Source organism: Thalassospira sp. MCCC 1A01148 (genome assembly GCF_001613795.1).
In the GTDB taxonomy this organism is placed as follows: Bacteria; Pseudomonadota; Alphaproteobacteria; order Rhodospirillales; family Thalassospiraceae; genus Thalassospira.
This window is the reverse complement of the sequence record NZ_LPVZ01000020.1, coordinates 1,075,840-1,089,955: the sequence shown is the minus strand read 5'-3', so window position 1 is coordinate 1,089,955 and position 14,116 is coordinate 1,075,840. Positions and strand designations below refer to the sequence as shown.

General features: G+C 54.2%; 15 protein-coding genes. 8 read left to right on the top strand and 7 right to left on the bottom strand.

Features of this window, described 5'->3' with window-relative positions:
• Positions 1-24 precede the first annotated feature (24 nt).
• On the top strand, positions 25-540 hold the full coding sequence (infC, locus tag AUQ43_RS14420) for a translation initiation factor IF-3 (protein WP_062956905.1): 516 nt from the start codon (positions 25-27) through the stop codon (positions 538-540).
• Positions 541-592: 52 nt separating this feature from the next.
• Entirely contained in the window at positions 593-997 is a 405-nt protein-coding gene (locus AUQ43_RS14415; protein WP_062956904.1) for a response regulator, read from the top strand.
• Positions 998-1,064: 67 nt separating this feature from the next.
• Here AUQ43_RS14415 and AUQ43_RS14410 read toward each other — a convergent pair whose 3' ends face one another.
• Positions 1,065-2,015, bottom strand: coding sequence for an AEC family transporter (locus AUQ43_RS14410; RefSeq protein ID WP_062956903.1), 951 nt, complete (start codon positions 2,013-2,015; stop codon positions 1,065-1,067).
• 253 nt (positions 2,016-2,268) lie between these two features.
• On the opposite strand from AUQ43_RS14410, the gene rpmI reads away from it, so the two are divergent.
• The 4 genes from rpmI (at position 2,269) to pheT (ending at position 6,438) form a co-directional block, all read left to right on the top strand.
• Positions 2,269-2,466, top strand: a complete 198-nt coding sequence (rpmI, locus tag AUQ43_RS14405) for a 50S ribosomal protein L35 (protein ID WP_008888575.1) — start codon at positions 2,269-2,271, stop codon at positions 2,464-2,466.
• 17 nt (positions 2,467-2,483) lie between these two features.
• Positions 2,484-2,840 carry a 50S ribosomal protein L20 gene (gene rplT / locus AUQ43_RS14400; protein WP_008888574.1) on the top strand — a complete coding sequence of 119 codons (357 nt, stop codon included), beginning with the start codon at positions 2,484-2,486 and terminating at the stop codon, positions 2,838-2,840.
• Positions 2,841-2,954: 114 nt separating this feature from the next.
• Positions 2,955-4,025 carry a phenylalanine--tRNA ligase subunit alpha gene (pheS, locus tag AUQ43_RS14395; protein WP_062956902.1) on the top strand — a complete coding sequence of 357 codons (1,071 nt, stop codon included), beginning with the start codon at positions 2,955-2,957 and terminating at the stop codon, positions 4,023-4,025.
• Positions 4,026-4,029: 4 nt separating this feature from the next.
• Positions 4,030-6,438: a phenylalanine--tRNA ligase subunit beta gene (gene pheT / locus AUQ43_RS14390; protein ID WP_062956901.1), complete on the top strand. Its 2,409-nt coding sequence runs from the start codon at positions 4,030-4,032 to the stop codon at positions 6,436-6,438.
• Positions 6,439-6,517: 79 nt separating this feature from the next.
• Here the strand turns inward: pheT and AUQ43_RS14385 are convergent, their stop codons facing one another.
• From AUQ43_RS14385 to AUQ43_RS20345, 3 genes are all read right to left on the bottom strand, one after another.
• Positions 6,518-6,991 (bottom strand): hypothetical protein, encoded by a 474-nt coding sequence (locus tag AUQ43_RS14385; RefSeq protein WP_062957336.1) that lies wholly within the window; start codon positions 6,989-6,991, stop codon positions 6,518-6,520.
• Positions 6,992-7,102: 111 nt separating this feature from the next.
• Complete coding sequence (locus AUQ43_RS14380; RefSeq protein ID WP_062956900.1) at positions 7,103-9,166, bottom strand: ATP-binding protein; 2,064 nt, start codon at positions 9,164-9,166, stop codon at positions 7,103-7,105.
• Positions 9,167-9,298: 132 nt separating this feature from the next.
• Positions 9,299-9,625 (bottom strand): hypothetical protein, encoded by a 327-nt coding sequence (locus tag AUQ43_RS20345; protein ID WP_147250444.1) that lies wholly within the window; start codon positions 9,623-9,625, stop codon positions 9,299-9,301.
• 85 nt (positions 9,626-9,710) lie between these two features.
• Here AUQ43_RS20345 and lepA point away from each other — a divergent pair, with 85 nt between their 5' ends.
• Positions 9,711-11,516, top strand: a complete 1,806-nt coding sequence (lepA, locus tag AUQ43_RS14370) for a translation elongation factor 4 (protein ID WP_062956898.1) — start codon at positions 9,711-9,713, stop codon at positions 11,514-11,516.
• A gap of 132 nt (positions 11,517-11,648) precedes the next feature.
• On the top strand, positions 11,649-12,113 hold the full coding sequence (locus AUQ43_RS14365; protein ID WP_062956897.1) for a heme-degrading domain-containing protein: 465 nt from the start codon (positions 11,649-11,651) through the stop codon (positions 12,111-12,113).
• Between the two features lie 97 nt (positions 12,114-12,210).
• Here the strand turns inward: AUQ43_RS14365 and AUQ43_RS14360 are convergent, their stop codons facing one another.
• The 3 genes from AUQ43_RS14360 to AUQ43_RS14350 form a co-directional block, all read right to left on the bottom strand.
• Positions 12,211-12,483 carry a hypothetical protein gene (locus tag AUQ43_RS14360; RefSeq protein WP_062956896.1) on the bottom strand — a complete coding sequence of 91 codons (273 nt, stop codon included), beginning with the start codon at positions 12,481-12,483 and terminating at the stop codon, positions 12,211-12,213.
• Positions 12,484-12,656: 173 nt separating this feature from the next.
• Complete coding sequence (locus AUQ43_RS14355; protein WP_062956895.1) at positions 12,657-13,055, bottom strand: GFA family protein; 399 nt, start codon at positions 13,053-13,055, stop codon at positions 12,657-12,659.
• Positions 13,056-13,091: 36 nt separating this feature from the next.
• Positions 13,092-14,114, bottom strand: a complete 1,023-nt coding sequence (locus tag AUQ43_RS14350) for an NAD(P)/FAD-dependent oxidoreductase (protein WP_062956894.1) — start codon at positions 14,112-14,114, stop codon at positions 13,092-13,094.
• Positions 14,115-14,116: the final 2 nt, after the last annotated feature.

Sequence of the window (14,116 nt, the reverse complement as noted above, 5' to 3'; positions counted from 1 at the left end):
TCCATAGCACGACCACGCAAACCGATGCAGCCGACCAAGGAAGGTCCGCGCGTCAATGAGGATATCAAAGCCCGTTCCATCTGTGTTGTTGACGCTGAAGGCAATATGTCCGACCCGATAACGGTGCGTGAAGGCATTGAAATGGCAGCCGAAGTGGGGCTCGACCTTGTCGAAGTCGCTCCCAATGCCGAGCCGCCAGTGTGCAAGCTGATTGATTACGGCAAGTTCAAATACGAACAAAGCAAGAAGCAGAACGAGGCCAAAAAGAAACAGAAGGTTATCGAGGTCAAGGAGATCAAACTCCGCCCGAACATCGATATCCACGACTACAACGTCAAACTGCGTGCCGCGCAGAAGTTTCTTGGCGGTGGAGACAAGGTGAAAGTCACGTTGCGTTTCCGCGGACGTGAGATGGCTCACCAGGACCTTGGTCTTGGCATGCTGCAGCGCTTTTCGGGGGATCTTGAAGAACTCGCAAAGCCTGAAATGATGCCAAAGATGGAAGGCCGTGTTATGATTATGGTACTGGCGCCGCGTTAAGACGCGGCGTTTTGCCTTTTTACCCTGAGGTTCAAGCCAAAGAGGGAATGCCATGCCAGCTGGAAATGATCTGCTGATCGTTGGTGTCGATGATGACCCCAAGAGCTTGGTTCTTCTGAAACGAATCGTTGAAAGCGGCGGTTTCACGTTTCAGGGCGTTTCCTCTGGCAAGGACCTTCTCAAGCTTCTCAAGACAAAACGTCCGCGTATCATCCTGATGGATATCATGATGCCCGACATGAACGGGTTTGAGACGGCAATTAATGTTCGCACCCATTTTCCCAACCTTGCCTGTGCCATTATCTATGTCACTGCCCGGCAGGGCGAGGAAGACTTGCGCGGTGGTGTTGCGGCAGGTGGGAACGACTTTGTCCTTAAGCCGATCAATCGTGAAAAGCTCATGAGCCGAGTCGAGAAGTGGATCGGCCGGGCGCATACAATCAAGACCGCCATTTGATCTGCTGCCTGTTGCGGCGTCCTGTTTATCGATCATTTATTTCTGCCGAGAGCTGCTGCGCCCGAACCTAGGGTCCAAGCCAGCCAACAATCGTGTCGATATAGACCGAAAAGGCTGAAAAGCTGATCACACCAAGAGCGGTCGTTACCAGCACGATGGAAGAACTGCGTACGACATAGCGGTCATAGGTCGTGGCAATGACAAAGATATTTCCCGCAGTCGGAAGGGCAGCCAGCAACAAGACGGCCGTTGTTTCAAGCACGCTGGCAGAACCTGCAACCCAGAACCCGATAAACACCGCGATGGGATGAATGATCAGCTTGGCCATGGACATTGTGGCAAGTTCGGCGCGCTTCTCGGCAATTGGTCGCCCGACCAGTGCAACGCCGATGGCAAACAGCGCCGCCGGGCCAGCACTCTGCCCAAGAAGGTCGAGCAGGTAATCAATTCCGTCGGGCCAATCAAGATCAAGCAAGCTTGCCGCGACACCAAAGGAAATCGCCAGCACCACGGGGTTGGTAAAAGTGCCACGGATGATCTTGCCCGCTGGATTGCTGCCCTTGGAATGTTTTGCGCCTTCCAGAAGCAAAAGCGACAGCGGCAGCATGATAATCAAATCGACTGCAAGGGCGACAATTAGTGGCACTGTGGCTTCGGGGCCGAGCAGGCCGATGATCAGTGGAAGTCCCATAAAGCCCACATTGCCCATGGTCCCGGCAAACGAAAATAGCGTCTGGCTTGATGGATCAAGGTGAAACACCCTGGCTGCGATAATGCGGCTCGCACCATATACTACAAGAGTCGCGCCACCATAGACGAGTATGATGTCTGGTTGCCAGATTTCCGAAGGGCTTCGGGTCGCCAGTGCCTTGAACAGAAGGGCAGGCAAAGCAAAATAAAAAACGAAGCCGTTTATGCCCCGCATGCCATCAGGTGAGACAATTCTGAACTTGCCGCCGACCCAGCCAAGGCCGATCAGGGCGAAAAATGGTAAAATAATTGATGTGATTTGCGACATTTGTTCGATCAGATGGCGAAAGGCAACAAGGTGTATCGGGCAGCGAATAGAAGTACTTGGGCACAATGGCGGCTTAATCCCCGAAAAAGCAAGGGGAAAGGGCTGAATTGGCCCTTGAAAAAGGTAAAGTCGGAGTCTATAACCACCCGTCCCCAAAACAGGTGGTGAGGCTGGAAGGTTTGTATTTGACCTTCAGGGCATGCCCAGCCGCCGTAGGGGATTTCGTTTTCATTGCTTTTGCAAGGATAGAAAAATGCCCAAGATGAAGACCAAAGCGAGTGCGAAAAAACGCTTTCGCCTGACCGCAAGCGGGAAAGTCCGTCACAACGTGGCAAACAAGCGCCACCTTCTGACTGCGAAACCGACCAAGATGAAGCGCCAGGCACGTGGCACGGAGATTCTCTGTGACGCAGATGCCCGCATCGTCAAAAAATTCCTGCCGTACGGTTAAGGTTGAAGGAGAGTTAAATGGCTCGTGTAAAAGGGGGCGTGTCTTCACACGCTCGTCACCGCAAGGTTATTAAGGCTGCCAAGGGTTACCGCGGTCGCCGCAACAATACTTTCCGCACCGCCGTTCAGGCTGTGGAAAAAGGTCTGCAGTATGCATACCGCGATCGTCGCGTTAAGAAACGCCAGTTCCGCTCGCTCTGGATCCAGCGTATCAACGCTGGCGCACGTGAGAACGGTCTGAGCTATTCGCAGTTCATGAATGGCCTGAAAAAGGCTGGTGTTGAACTGGACCGTAAGGTTCTTGCCGACATCGCAGTGCGTGAGCCGGAAGCTTTCAAAGCTCTGGTCACCCAGGCGCAGGCTGCACTGGACTGATAAACCTTTGTAAAAAGGTTTCATCGGCACTTGCCTGATTTGATCAGGGGCGGCCATATTGGCCGTCCCTTTTCTTTTTGTGATTTTTAAACCCAAGCCAAAGCGTCGGAAGTTATGGAAAACATCGAAGCATTGCGCGAAGAGGTTCTGGCGGAAGTCGAAAAGGCAGCGGATCTGACCGCGCTTGAAGACGTCCGCATCAGCGCCCTTGGCAAGAAAGGCCGCATTACCGGCCTGATGAAAAACCTTGGCAAGATGGACCCGGACCAGCGTCGTGAATTTGGTCAGACGCTGAACGCCGTCAAGGACCAGGTTGCTGGCGCAATTGAAACCCGCAAAAATGCCCTTGAAGATGCCGCCCTTGAGGCACGTCTGTCGGGTGAGCGGATCGACGTCACCCTGTCTTCGCGCCCGGATGAAACCGCGGGCCGCATTCACCCGATCAGCCAGACGATTGACGAAATCGTCTCGATCTTCGGCGAGATGGGCTTTGCCCTGGCCGAAGGCCCGGATGTTGAAGACGACTTCCATAACTTCACCGCGCTGAACATTCCGCCGGAACATCCCGCGCGTGAAATGCAGGACACCTTCTATTTGCCCGAACAGGAAGATGGATCGCGCCTCGTGCTGCGGACCCACACCTCGCCGGTGCAGATCCGGACCATGCAGTCCAAAACCCCGCCGATCCGCATCATTGCGCCGGGCCGCACCTATCGCTCTGACAGCGATATGACCCACACGCCAATGTTCCATCAGGTCGAAGGTCTGGTCATCGACAAGAAAACCCACATGGGTCATCTCAAGGGTTGCCTGCTGGAGTTCGTCAAAACCTATTTCGAACTTGATGACGTGCCGGTTCGCTATCGTCCAAGCTTCTTCCCCTTCACCGAGCCGAGTGCCGAAATGGATATCGGCTGCTCGCGCAAGGGTGGTGAGCTCAAGATTGGCGAAGGCGACGACTGGCTGGAAATTCTTGGCTGCGGCATGGTTCATCCGCGTGTCCTGTCTGCCTGTGGTCTTGATCCCGAAGAATATCAGGGCTTTGCCTTTGGTATGGGGATCGAACGTATCGCGATGCTGAAATACGGTATTCCCGATCTTCGCACCTTCTTCGATACCGATCTGCGCTGGCTGAAACATTATGGTTTCGTGCCGCTGGATGTACCGAACATGGTAAGGGGCTGAGGATATGAAATTCACACTGAATTGGCTGAAACAGCACCTTGATACCGATGCATCGATCGAGGTGGTCGCCGAAAAACTGACCGATATCGGTCTTGAGATCGAAGATGTCACCGACCGCGCGGCAGCCCTTGCCGACATTCGTGTCGCCCACATTGAAGAAGCCGGACAACATCCGGATGCTGACCGCCTGAAACTGTGCCGGGTTAATACCGGCGAAAAGGTTATTCAGGTCGTTTGTGGTGCCCCGAATGCGCGTACCGGCATCAAGGTTGCCCTGGCACAGCCGGGCGCGGTCATTCCGATTGATGGTTCCAAACTGAAGCCGGGCAAGATCCGTGGTGTCGAAAGTCAGGGCATGATGTGCTCCACCCGTGAGCTTTGCCTTGGTGAAGATCATGACGGCATTATCGAACTGCCCGAAGATGCTGAAATCGGCGCTCCGGTTGCCGGCGTGCTTGGTGCGGATGACCCGATCATTGAAATCGGGCTGACACCAAACCGCCCGGACTGCACCGGTGTGCGCGGGATTGCGCGTGATCTGGCGGCTGCGGGTATCGGAACGCTTAAGGCCGATCCGCGCCAAGAGCCGGTCACTGGTGCGTTTGACAGCCCGATTGGTGTTACGATCAGCAGCGAGATCGCGGCAAACAACGCGGTTCCGGCATTTTATGGCCGTTACATCCGTGGTGTAAAAAACGCCGAAAGCCCGGATTGGCTCAAAGCCCGTCTGGAAGCCATCGGTCTGCGTCCGATCTCTGCACTGGTGGATATCACCAACTTGGTCACCCACGATCTGGGCCGTCCGCTGCACGTGTTTGATGCCGACAAACTGTCGGGTGACATCAATGTGCGCTACGCGACCAATGGTGAAAAGATCGCAGCCCTTGATAACAAGGAATACGAACTTTCCGATTCCATGGTGGTGATTGCCGATCAGGCAAAGGCACTTGGCATCGGGGGGATCATCGGTGGCGAAGAAACTGGCTGCCTTGAAGAAACCACCAATGTGTTTGTCGAATGTGCGCTGTTTGATCCGATCAGCATTGCCAAGACAGGCCGCAAGCTTCAGGTCAATTCTGATGCCCGTTACCGTTTCGAACGTGGTGTTGACCCGCAATCAATTGCTTGGGGCATGGAAGTTGCCACCCATCTGATTACGGAAATCTGCGGCGGGGAAGTCTCGCACGTCGTTAAGGCTGGCGAAGTGCCCGACCCGCGCAATTCCTTTGATCTGCGCATCGATCGTATTCTTGAACTCGGCGGTGTCGCTGTCGAGGCCGATCGTGCCATCGATATTCTGAAATCGCTTGGTTTCGAAGTCAGTGGTTCGGCTCCGGTGATTACCGCTGTCGCACCGACCTGGCGACCGGACATCATTGGCGAAGCCGATCTGGTCGAGGAAGTCCTGCGTATTGTCGGTTACGACAAAATCCCGACCGTGCCGCTTGAGCGTGAAAGCAGCCTGCCGGTTCCGGCCCTGTCACCGATGCAAAAGCGTGTTGGTTTGACCCGTCGTGTGCTGGCGTCGCGTGGTCTTTATGAAACCGTGACCTGGTCCTTTACGGATTCGCGCTGGGCCAAGCTGTTTGGCGAGCTCAAAGAAGGGCTGTATCTGGCAAACCCGATCAGTTCGGACCTGGATATCATGCGCCCGAATGCCCTGATCAACATGATCGCGGCGGCTGGCCGGAATCAGGCGCGCGGGTTCTCCGACCTTGCCCTGTTCGAAGTTGGTCCGGAATTCTTTGGCGATCAGCCAGGTGATCAAAGTTTGGTCGCCGCCGGTCTGCGTGCAGGTGCCACCACCGAGCGCAGCTGGACGGGTTCGCGTCGTGATGTTGATGTCTTTGACGTCAAGGCAGATGCCGAAGCCCTGATCGAAGCACTGGGTACCAATGCCGCCAATGTTCAGGTCAATACCGACGGTGCGCCGGAATGGTACCATCCGGGCCGCTCGGCGGCGCTGCAGCTGGGCCCGAAAAATGTCCTTGGTTACTTCGGTGAACTGCATCCGAAGGTGCTCAAGGCTCTGGGTGTTAAAGGCCGCGTTGTGGCGTTTGAACTGTTTGTTGAAAACGTACCCATGCCCAAGAAAAAGGGCACGGCCCGTCCGGCGCTCAAGGCATCAAGCTTCCAGTCGGTTGAGCGTGATTTTGCCTTCCTGCTTGATGAGAGTGTAAAGGCAGAGGCAATCATCAAGGCTGCAAAGGGTGCTGATCGCAATCTGATCACGGATGTTACGATCTTCGATCTTTATGCTGGCAAGGGGATTGAGGATGGCAAGAAGTCACTCGCCTTCTCGATCACGCTGCAGCCAACCAAGGCGACCCTGACCGAAGAAGAAATCGAAGCGGTCTGTAAAAAGGTTGTCGACGCGGTTGAGAAAGCCACGGGTGGATCTCTGCGCGCCTAATCTTTCAACAAAGATACTCATAAAAACGGGCTGCTCCAATACTGAGCAGCCCGTTTTGTTTGTCGGGTATCGGTCAAATTTACCGACCGGGGCGTTTGCGTAATATGGCGTATTCGTCTTCATCCAGATCCAGCGCGATCAGATCCGGCCCATTGGTAAAGATATGCCATTCCATATCGGTGTCATCGCATTCGATTGTCAGCTGATCGACCATGCTGTTCCATTCGCAGCGTTCCCGATCATCATCGGCCTCCAGCCGGCCGGTGCCATTGTCATAGAGATGCATGACCAAAAGCTGCTCGTCCTCGTCAATTGAATAGACGGCATATGTTTCGTTTGCAAAACGGTAATTGATTTCTGCGCCATCCAGACGCCGCCAACCACGCGGAAGTGGTTCGCCCGGTTCGTGTTCGGCAAAGTAATAAGCCAGTGTCTGCATGTGGCTGTCATTCATGGTGCGCATGTCCGACCCACACGCGCTGAGCGCCAAAAGGCCCAGCATCACCAGAACGGGCTTAAGTGCAGGGTGGGACAGGATCATGGTCTTCAACATTGAACGCTCCATAGCAGGCACAGGGCAGCTTTTACCTGTCTGCCCGTCTCATGCTGGACATGAAGCAAGATACTTGCCATCCGGGCCCGGCAAGAACGGTGCAGGGTCGTATTATCGGTTTGCGGCTGTGTCGGGGTGATGAACGCGCAGTGTAAAGATGATGGTCGTGCCGGGGTCACTGATCGGGCGACTGGTATCAAGCCAGATGCGACCACCATGCTGTTCAACGATCTTGCGGCAGAGCGACAGGCCAAGTCCGGTTCCGGAGAACTCGTCTTTATGCAGGCGCTGGAACAGTCGGAAAATCCGCTGTGCGTGTTCGGGATGGACTCCAATGCCATTGTCACGCACCGAAAAACGCCATTGATCGCGCATAACCGGGTCGGGTTCGACCGTAATTGATATATGCGGCGGAACGCCGGGGCGTCGATACTTGATGGCATTGGACAAAAGGTTCTGGAACAGGCGTGAAAGGGCGATCCGGTCGCCCATGACGGTGGGCAGGTCATCATGGGTGATGGTCGCGTGTTCGCGCCCGATTACGTCCTTGAGGTCGGCTTGCGCCTCGTTCAGGACCTGATTGCAATCTATTTCAGTGAAATCCTCACCGACGCCGGTTTTGGCATATTCAAGCAGATGACTGATCAGCTTGTGCATGCGCTTGGCGCCATCAACGGCAAAGTCGATATATTCGTCAGCTTCCTGATCCAATGTGCCGCCATAGCGTTGCTTGAGAAGCTGCGTATAGCTTGCCACCATGCGCAGGGGCTGTTGCAAGTCATGGGATGCCACATAGGCAAACTGTTCAAGGTCTTCGTTGCTGCGTTTAAGCTGATCAAGCGTATCGCGCAGCTTGTTGGCATTTTCGACAAACTCGGTTACGTCGCGTGCGCTACAGAAAATCATGTCATCAAACGGCCCAACACAATGCCAGGCCAGCCAGTGGACATTTTCTTTGCGGTCCAGAACGCGCAAAATGGATTTGCCGTCGCCCGCCATCGACATGTTGCCTTTCTGGCGCATGGCAGTCATTGCGGTTTGTTGATCGTCGGCGACAAACAGCTTGAAGAAGGGCTTGTTGACGACGTCATGCACGGGCAATCCCATCAGGTCTTCAAGTGCCGGGCTGAAACCGCGCAGAATGCCGTCCTTATCAACAGCAATTGCCGGTTCGGGCGTGTGCCGCAGGTAGGTCTCAAACGGATGACAGAGTTCCTGTTGCGTTGCGGTTTCGAGAAGCAGAACTGACGTGAACTCGCGATCATATTCACTGTATCGATGCGCCATCAGGTAAAAGCGCTGCATCTGGTTGTTTGCCGTTCGGACATCGACCATCGTACCGACGCGTGCATCCGGCCAGACATTATCAATCAGCGGACCTCGCAGCTTGGTTCGCGATGCTGGTGATAAACGATCCAGAAAATCGGTCATGCTTGTGCCGATATTGTCCGCCGTCGGGCCAAGGATTTCGGGCCAGTTTAATTGTGTTGTCAGCCTGCCATCCGGTGTATCGACCGGCCAACTGATCACCGCACACCCGCATTCCGACAGGGTGTTTTCCGTGTCGCTGAAATGTTCTGCAAGGTGGGCGGCCCGCATGTGTTGCCGTTTCAGGCGCTGCCAAAGCCAGACAGCCAGCCCGCACAGGATGGACATCGCCATGACAAACATCAGCGCATGCAAGATGAATGCATCGCGCCAGTTCCCCAAAAGCGTACTGCGCGGCGTGTAAGTCACGACAATCCGGTTGATTTCGGGCAGTTTGCTATAGGCCAGCACCATGACTTCGCTGCTATGGACACACAGCAGCGAATCACGTTCTGTTTGTTGGGTGCTGATATACTCGCCAAGATCACCCAGCAGATGCGGCGGGATAAACCCCTTGATCTGGTTAAGCTGATTGTCAAGCAGGCCGACAGTTATGTCGGGGTCATCTGCGACGATCTTTTGCAGATCGACATCATTGTGCAACAGCAGCATTGATCCCAGTCGAAACGCCGTGGCTTCGAGCTGTGAACTGGCATTATCAACAGCGCTGTCATAAAGCGTCTTCTGAATGAAGAAGAAGGAAAACAGCAGGACAAAAACACCAGTCAGCGTCAATGCCGCAAGCCGCTTGCGCAGCGTCACAAGGCTGCGTTTGGACAGGGATGGCTCGATTGACGTTATGAACATGTTTTTGGCGTATCTCTGCCAGACAAAATTATTGTTTCCTCAAGTACTAAACCTAAGGCCTTTTTGCGTGGTTGAAAAGGAAACAAACAATTGAATTCATAGCTGTGGTGACCCATTTGCCTGCGGTCAGGGTCACTTGCCGGGGCTGAAATCCAAACCGGTCAAAGCACTTTTGACGTGGTTGTCATCTGTGTGCCGGATCACGGTTTGCGTGCGCATCGCTTGTACATAACACAACGCTTCTAATTCGGCGCAAAAACCCCTATAAACCCGCTGGTGATTGATCCGGGAAATGACCAAACCGAATTTCCGATGGATGCAATTGTCGCGCAACACGGACTTTCTGTTTGTTCCTTTTTGCATCAATGATGTGAATTGATCTGATGTCGCCGCCGAAAATGGCTGGCTGACGCAGAAGGGTACAAAGCCACGACTGACGATTTGCGTGCTGTTGATCAATCGGGTAGCGGGTGATCACACCGTTTCGAAACCAAATGTGCCACGCGGCGGAATGCCAGCCAATTTAGTGCCAGAAGCAGCCAAAATGACTGACCTTAAGAACATTCGTAACTTTTCGATCATCGCCCATATCGACCATGGTAAATCGACCCTGGCCGATCGTCTGATCCAGTTGACCGGTGGCCTGACCGAGCGTGAAATGGCCGAACAGGTTCTCGACTCGATGGATATCGAACGTGAACGCGGTATTACCATTAAATCCCAGGCTGTTCGGTTGAAATACACCGCCAAGGATGGGCAGGAATATACCCTGAACCTGATGGATACGCCGGGTCACGTCGACTTCGCCTACGAAGTATCGCGCTCACTGGCCGCCTGCGAAGGGTCGCTTTTGGTGGTTGATGCCGCGCAAGGCGTGGAAGCCCAGACCCTTGCCAACGTCTATCAGGCGATTGAAAACGATCATGAAATCGTCCCGGTTCTCAACAAGGTCGATCTTCCGGCTGCAGAACCTGACCGGGTCAAGGAACAGATCGAGGAAGTCATTGGCATTGATGCCTCTGACGCGGTCATGATTTCGGCCAAGACCGGCATGGGTGTGCCCGATGTTCTTGACGCGCTGATCGAACGTTTGCCCCCGCCCACCGGGGATGCGGATGCACCGCTTGAAGTTCTTCTGGTTGATAGTTGGTATGACACCTATCTGGGTGTGATGATTCTTGTGCGCGTCAAGGAAGGCACCCTTAAAAAGGGCCAGAAAGTCCGCTTCATGAACGCCAAGGTTACCCATCAGATTGAGCGTGTCGGTGTGTTCACACCAAAACCGCTTGCGCTTGATGAACTCGGCCCGGGTGAAGTTGGCTTCATCAACTGCGGTATGAAAACGGTTGCCGAATGTGAAGTCGGTGATACCATTACCGAGGAAAAACGCCCCTGCGCCAAGCCGCTGGCCGGTTTCAAGCCGTCCATTCCGGTGGTGTTCTGTGGTATCTTCCCGGTCGATACCAGCGAATATGAAGTGCTGCGTGATGCGCTTGAAAAGCTGCACCTCAATGACGCGTCCTTCCAGTTCGAACCGGAAAACTCGACCGCCCTTGGTCTTGGTTTCCGTTGTGGCTTCCTTGGCCTCCTTCATCTTGAAATCATTCAGGAACGTCTCGAGCGCGAGTTCGAGCTTGAACTGATCACAACCGCCCCTTCGGTGTCTTACAAGATCACCATGAGCAAGGGCGAGGAAATCACGCTGCACAACCCTGCTGATTTCCCGGATGTGACCAAGATCAAGGCGATTGAAGAGCCGTGGATCAAGGCATCGATCATGGTCCCCGATGAATATCTTGGCGGGATCCTGACCCTTTGCACCGAACGCCGTGGCATTCAGCAGGACCTGACTTATGTCGGGAACCGTGCGATGGCGGTTTACAAGCTGCCGCTCAACGAAGTGGTGTTTGACTTCTATGACCGTCTGAAATCAATTTCGCGCGGTTATGCCAGCTTCGATTACGAGATCGCAGGCTATGACGAGAGCGATCTGGTCAAGGTTTCCATCCTTGTCAACGAAGAGCCGGTCGATGCGCTGGCCCTGATGGTGCACCGCTCGGCGGCTGAATATCGTGGCCGCGAAATCTGTAAGCGCCTCAAGGACCTGATTCCGCGCCAGATGTTCCGCATCGCCATTCAGGCCGCCATCGGTGGCAAGGTGATTGCCCGTGAAACTGTCTCGGCCCTGCGCAAGGACGTGACGGCAAAATGTTACGGCGGTGACGTTTCACGTAAACGCAAGCTGCTTGAAAAACAGAAGGCCGGTAAGAAAAAGATGCGTCAGTTCGGCAAGGTCGAAATTCCGCAATCGGCCTTTATCAACGCGCTCAAGATGGGCGACGACAAGTAAGCCGAAATTACGACTTCGAAACAAAGGCTGTATTCCATTGCGGATGCAGCCTTTTTTCTTTGTGGTTCCCCATGGCCGTGTGCTGCGTTATGGATGGCCACACCAACCCGTTATTTGCCCAAGGAGCCCGCAATGGATTTGGACCAGCTTGCCAGACAGGAAGAAATTCTGGTGTTTGACCGTTTTGACGAAGACACCGCCTGGTCGATTGGCTCCAAACTGGTCGGCTTGGCACAAGCGCAAAACGCCCCGGTCGCTGTCAATATCCGCACCCCGGACCGTACCCTGTTTCACGTATCCCTTTCCGGCGCCAAACCGGCCAACGATGCCTGGGCACGACGCAAAAGCAATCTGGTGCTGCGTGAACATCAGAGCTCGATGCGCTTTGGCGCTGAGTTGAAAGCCAAGGGCAAAACACTGGCAGATCACGGAATTGATTTTGCCGACTATGCCGACCACGGCGGCAGTTTCCCGATCCGGGTTGCGGGTGTGGGCGTGATTGGCGCGATCACGGTTTCCGGCCTCGCATCGCATGAAGATCACGGCATGATTGTTGATGTGTTGGCCGAACATCTTGGTGTGTTGGCCAAGCTTTAAGACACAGTGAGTTTAACCCGGTGATTTGACCGGACTGTTAAACGCTATATTTCTGCGATACCTGACGTCAAACGGGAACCCGGGCGACAGGGCAGGCTTACTCTTCCAGAATGGCCTGAACCTTATGGGATACCCATTTTGATATGATGGTCGAACCGGCGACCAAAAGGCCGATCGCAACCGCTGTACCAATGACAATGATGAAGCTGCCAGCAGAACGTCCATGCATCATCATCTGAAAGGTGGTTTGGAACGTCACCATCATCAGCAAGGTGCCAAGCAAAAGCGTACCTGAACCAAACAGCATCAGTTTGCGCATATTCATCTTTCGGCGGTTATTCGGTTGGTCGCCCTGATTCTGGTCGCTCATTTCGTTCCCCTGATGGTGATATGTGCGAATTCTGCTCTTGGTAGAGTTTTGCAGCCTGTCATGATTGAGCCCTGAGGGCCAGAGACAAAGTTTCTTTTGTCCAGTACCTGTGATGTCACCAGTTTGACAGGAACGAGCTTTGATACTCTAAAGAGGGTCAGGGCGCGTCGCGCTTAATCAAAATGCTCGATCTCAGGGTCAATTCCGGCAAAGCTCGGCAGTGCCGTGCTCATCCAAAGATGCTTTTTGGCCTTGAACAGGATTGGGTCATCAAATGTGCCCAATCGGAAATCGATGAAGCTGTCATCATCGCCCTTGCGCCAGGTAACGCTTGATCCGCAAATCGGGCAAAATCCGCGATATTTGCCAGGCGAGCTTTCATATTCGCGCGGCTTGCTATCCCATGTGACAGCATTGGCCGGGAACGCAACAAAGGTCGAAACACCCGAACCGCTATCCTTGCGACACATGCCGCAATGGCAGTGATTGCTGCCAATCGGTTCCCCGGATGCAACAAAGCGCACCGCGCCACAAAGACAACCTCCACGATGTTCGTGATGTTTTGTGGTCATGGTGCGCTTCCTTGAAAACTTTGACCAAATGTCGGGTTATTCGTTCGGAACACCCGTCGTGGTCGAATATTCGAAGTGGAATTCCTTGTCCGGGAACATATAGGCGCGTGCAGCGTGGATCGCGCTTGCCCCTTCGGCAAAACCCGACAGGATCAGCTTGAGTTTATGCTCATAGGTCGCGATATCGCCGATGGCAAAGATGCCCGGGACCGATGTTTCCATCGTCGCCTGTTTCACGCCGATATGGTTTTTCTCAAGATTAAGGCCCCAGTTGGCAATCGGGCCAAGTTCCATGGCAAGGCCAAAGAACGGCAGAAGATGATCGGCTTCAAGTTCACGCTCTTCGCCCTTCAGCGTTGCGACAACCACGTGTGACAGAATGCCGTTTTCACCCTTAAGCCCTTTAAGCTGATAGGGAATGACCATCTCGATCTTGCCCGTTTCTGCCAGTGCATGCAGTTTCGCGCTGCTGTCAGGGGCAGCACGGAATTTCGGGCGACGATGAACAACCATTACCTTGGCGGCGATGTCATGCAGCGACAGGGCCCAGTCCACAGCCGAATCACCGCCACCGGCAATCACGACGTTTTTGCCAGCAAAGTCGGCACGACGTTTGACGTAATACTGAACGCCACCGGATCCTTCGTAATCTTCAAGGCCATCCATAGGCGGTTTGTTCGGGCCAAAGGCACCGCAGCCAGCCGCAATCACAACCGCACCGGCATCAATGACCGTGCCCTTGGTGGTTACCAGCGTGAAACGGCCATCATCGCGTTTTTCAAGCTTGGTGACCTGCTGACCAAGATGATAGGTCGGCTCGAACGGGTCGGCCTGTTTGGCAAGTTCGTGAATAAGGTCCTGACCGGCAATCTGCGGATGGGCCGGAATGTCGAAAATCGGTTTTTCAGGATAAAGCGCGCTGCACTGGCCGCCGACCATATCAAGCGCGTCGATCACATGGGATTTAAGCCCCAGCATACCGGCTTCGAAAACCGCAAAAAGCCCGACCGGGCCTGCGCCAATAATGGCAATATCTGTGCTATGCGATGCGTCTGACATAC

Bases quoted from the DNA above. Each gene is read 5' to 3' on its own strand.
- infC (WP_062956905.1), top strand. From the start codon at position 25: ATGCAGCCGACCAAGGAAGGTCCGCGCGTCAATGAGGATATCAAAGCC.
- AUQ43_RS14365 (WP_062956897.1), top strand. From the start codon at position 11,649: ATGGATTTGGACCAGCTTGCCAGACAGGAAGAAATTCTGGTGTTTGAC.
- lepA (WP_062956898.1), top strand. From the start codon at position 9,711: ATGACTGACCTTAAGAACATTCGTAACTTTTCGATCATCGCCCATATC.
- AUQ43_RS14355 (WP_062956895.1), bottom strand. From the start codon at position 13,055: ATGACCACAAAACATCACGAACATCGTGGAGGTTGTCTTTGTGGCGCG.
- AUQ43_RS14385 (WP_062957336.1), bottom strand. From the start codon at position 6,991: ATGTTGAAGACCATGATCCTGTCCCACCCTGCACTTAAGCCCGTTCTG.
- rplT (WP_008888574.1), top strand. From the start codon at position 2,484: ATGGCTCGTGTAAAAGGGGGCGTGTCTTCACACGCTCGTCACCGCAAG.
- AUQ43_RS14380 (WP_062956900.1), bottom strand. From the start codon at position 9,166: ATGTTCATAACGTCAATCGAGCCATCCCTGTCCAAACGCAGCCTTGTG.
- AUQ43_RS14360 (WP_062956896.1), bottom strand. From the start codon at position 12,483: ATGAGCGACCAGAATCAGGGCGACCAACCGAATAACCGCCGAAAGATG.
- pheS (WP_062956902.1), top strand. From the start codon at position 2,955: ATGGAAAACATCGAAGCATTGCGCGAAGAGGTTCTGGCGGAAGTCGAA.
- AUQ43_RS14350 (WP_062956894.1), bottom strand. From the start codon at position 14,114: ATGTCAGACGCATCGCATAGCACAGATATTGCCATTATTGGCGCAGGC.
- rpmI (WP_008888575.1), top strand. From the start codon at position 2,269: ATGCCCAAGATGAAGACCAAAGCGAGTGCGAAAAAACGCTTTCGCCTG.
- AUQ43_RS14410 (WP_062956903.1), bottom strand. From the start codon at position 2,015: ATGTCGCAAATCACATCAATTATTTTACCATTTTTCGCCCTGATCGGC.
- pheT (WP_062956901.1), top strand. From the start codon at position 4,030: ATGAAATTCACACTGAATTGGCTGAAACAGCACCTTGATACCGATGCA.
- AUQ43_RS14415 (WP_062956904.1), top strand. From the start codon at position 593: ATGCCAGCTGGAAATGATCTGCTGATCGTTGGTGTCGATGATGACCCC.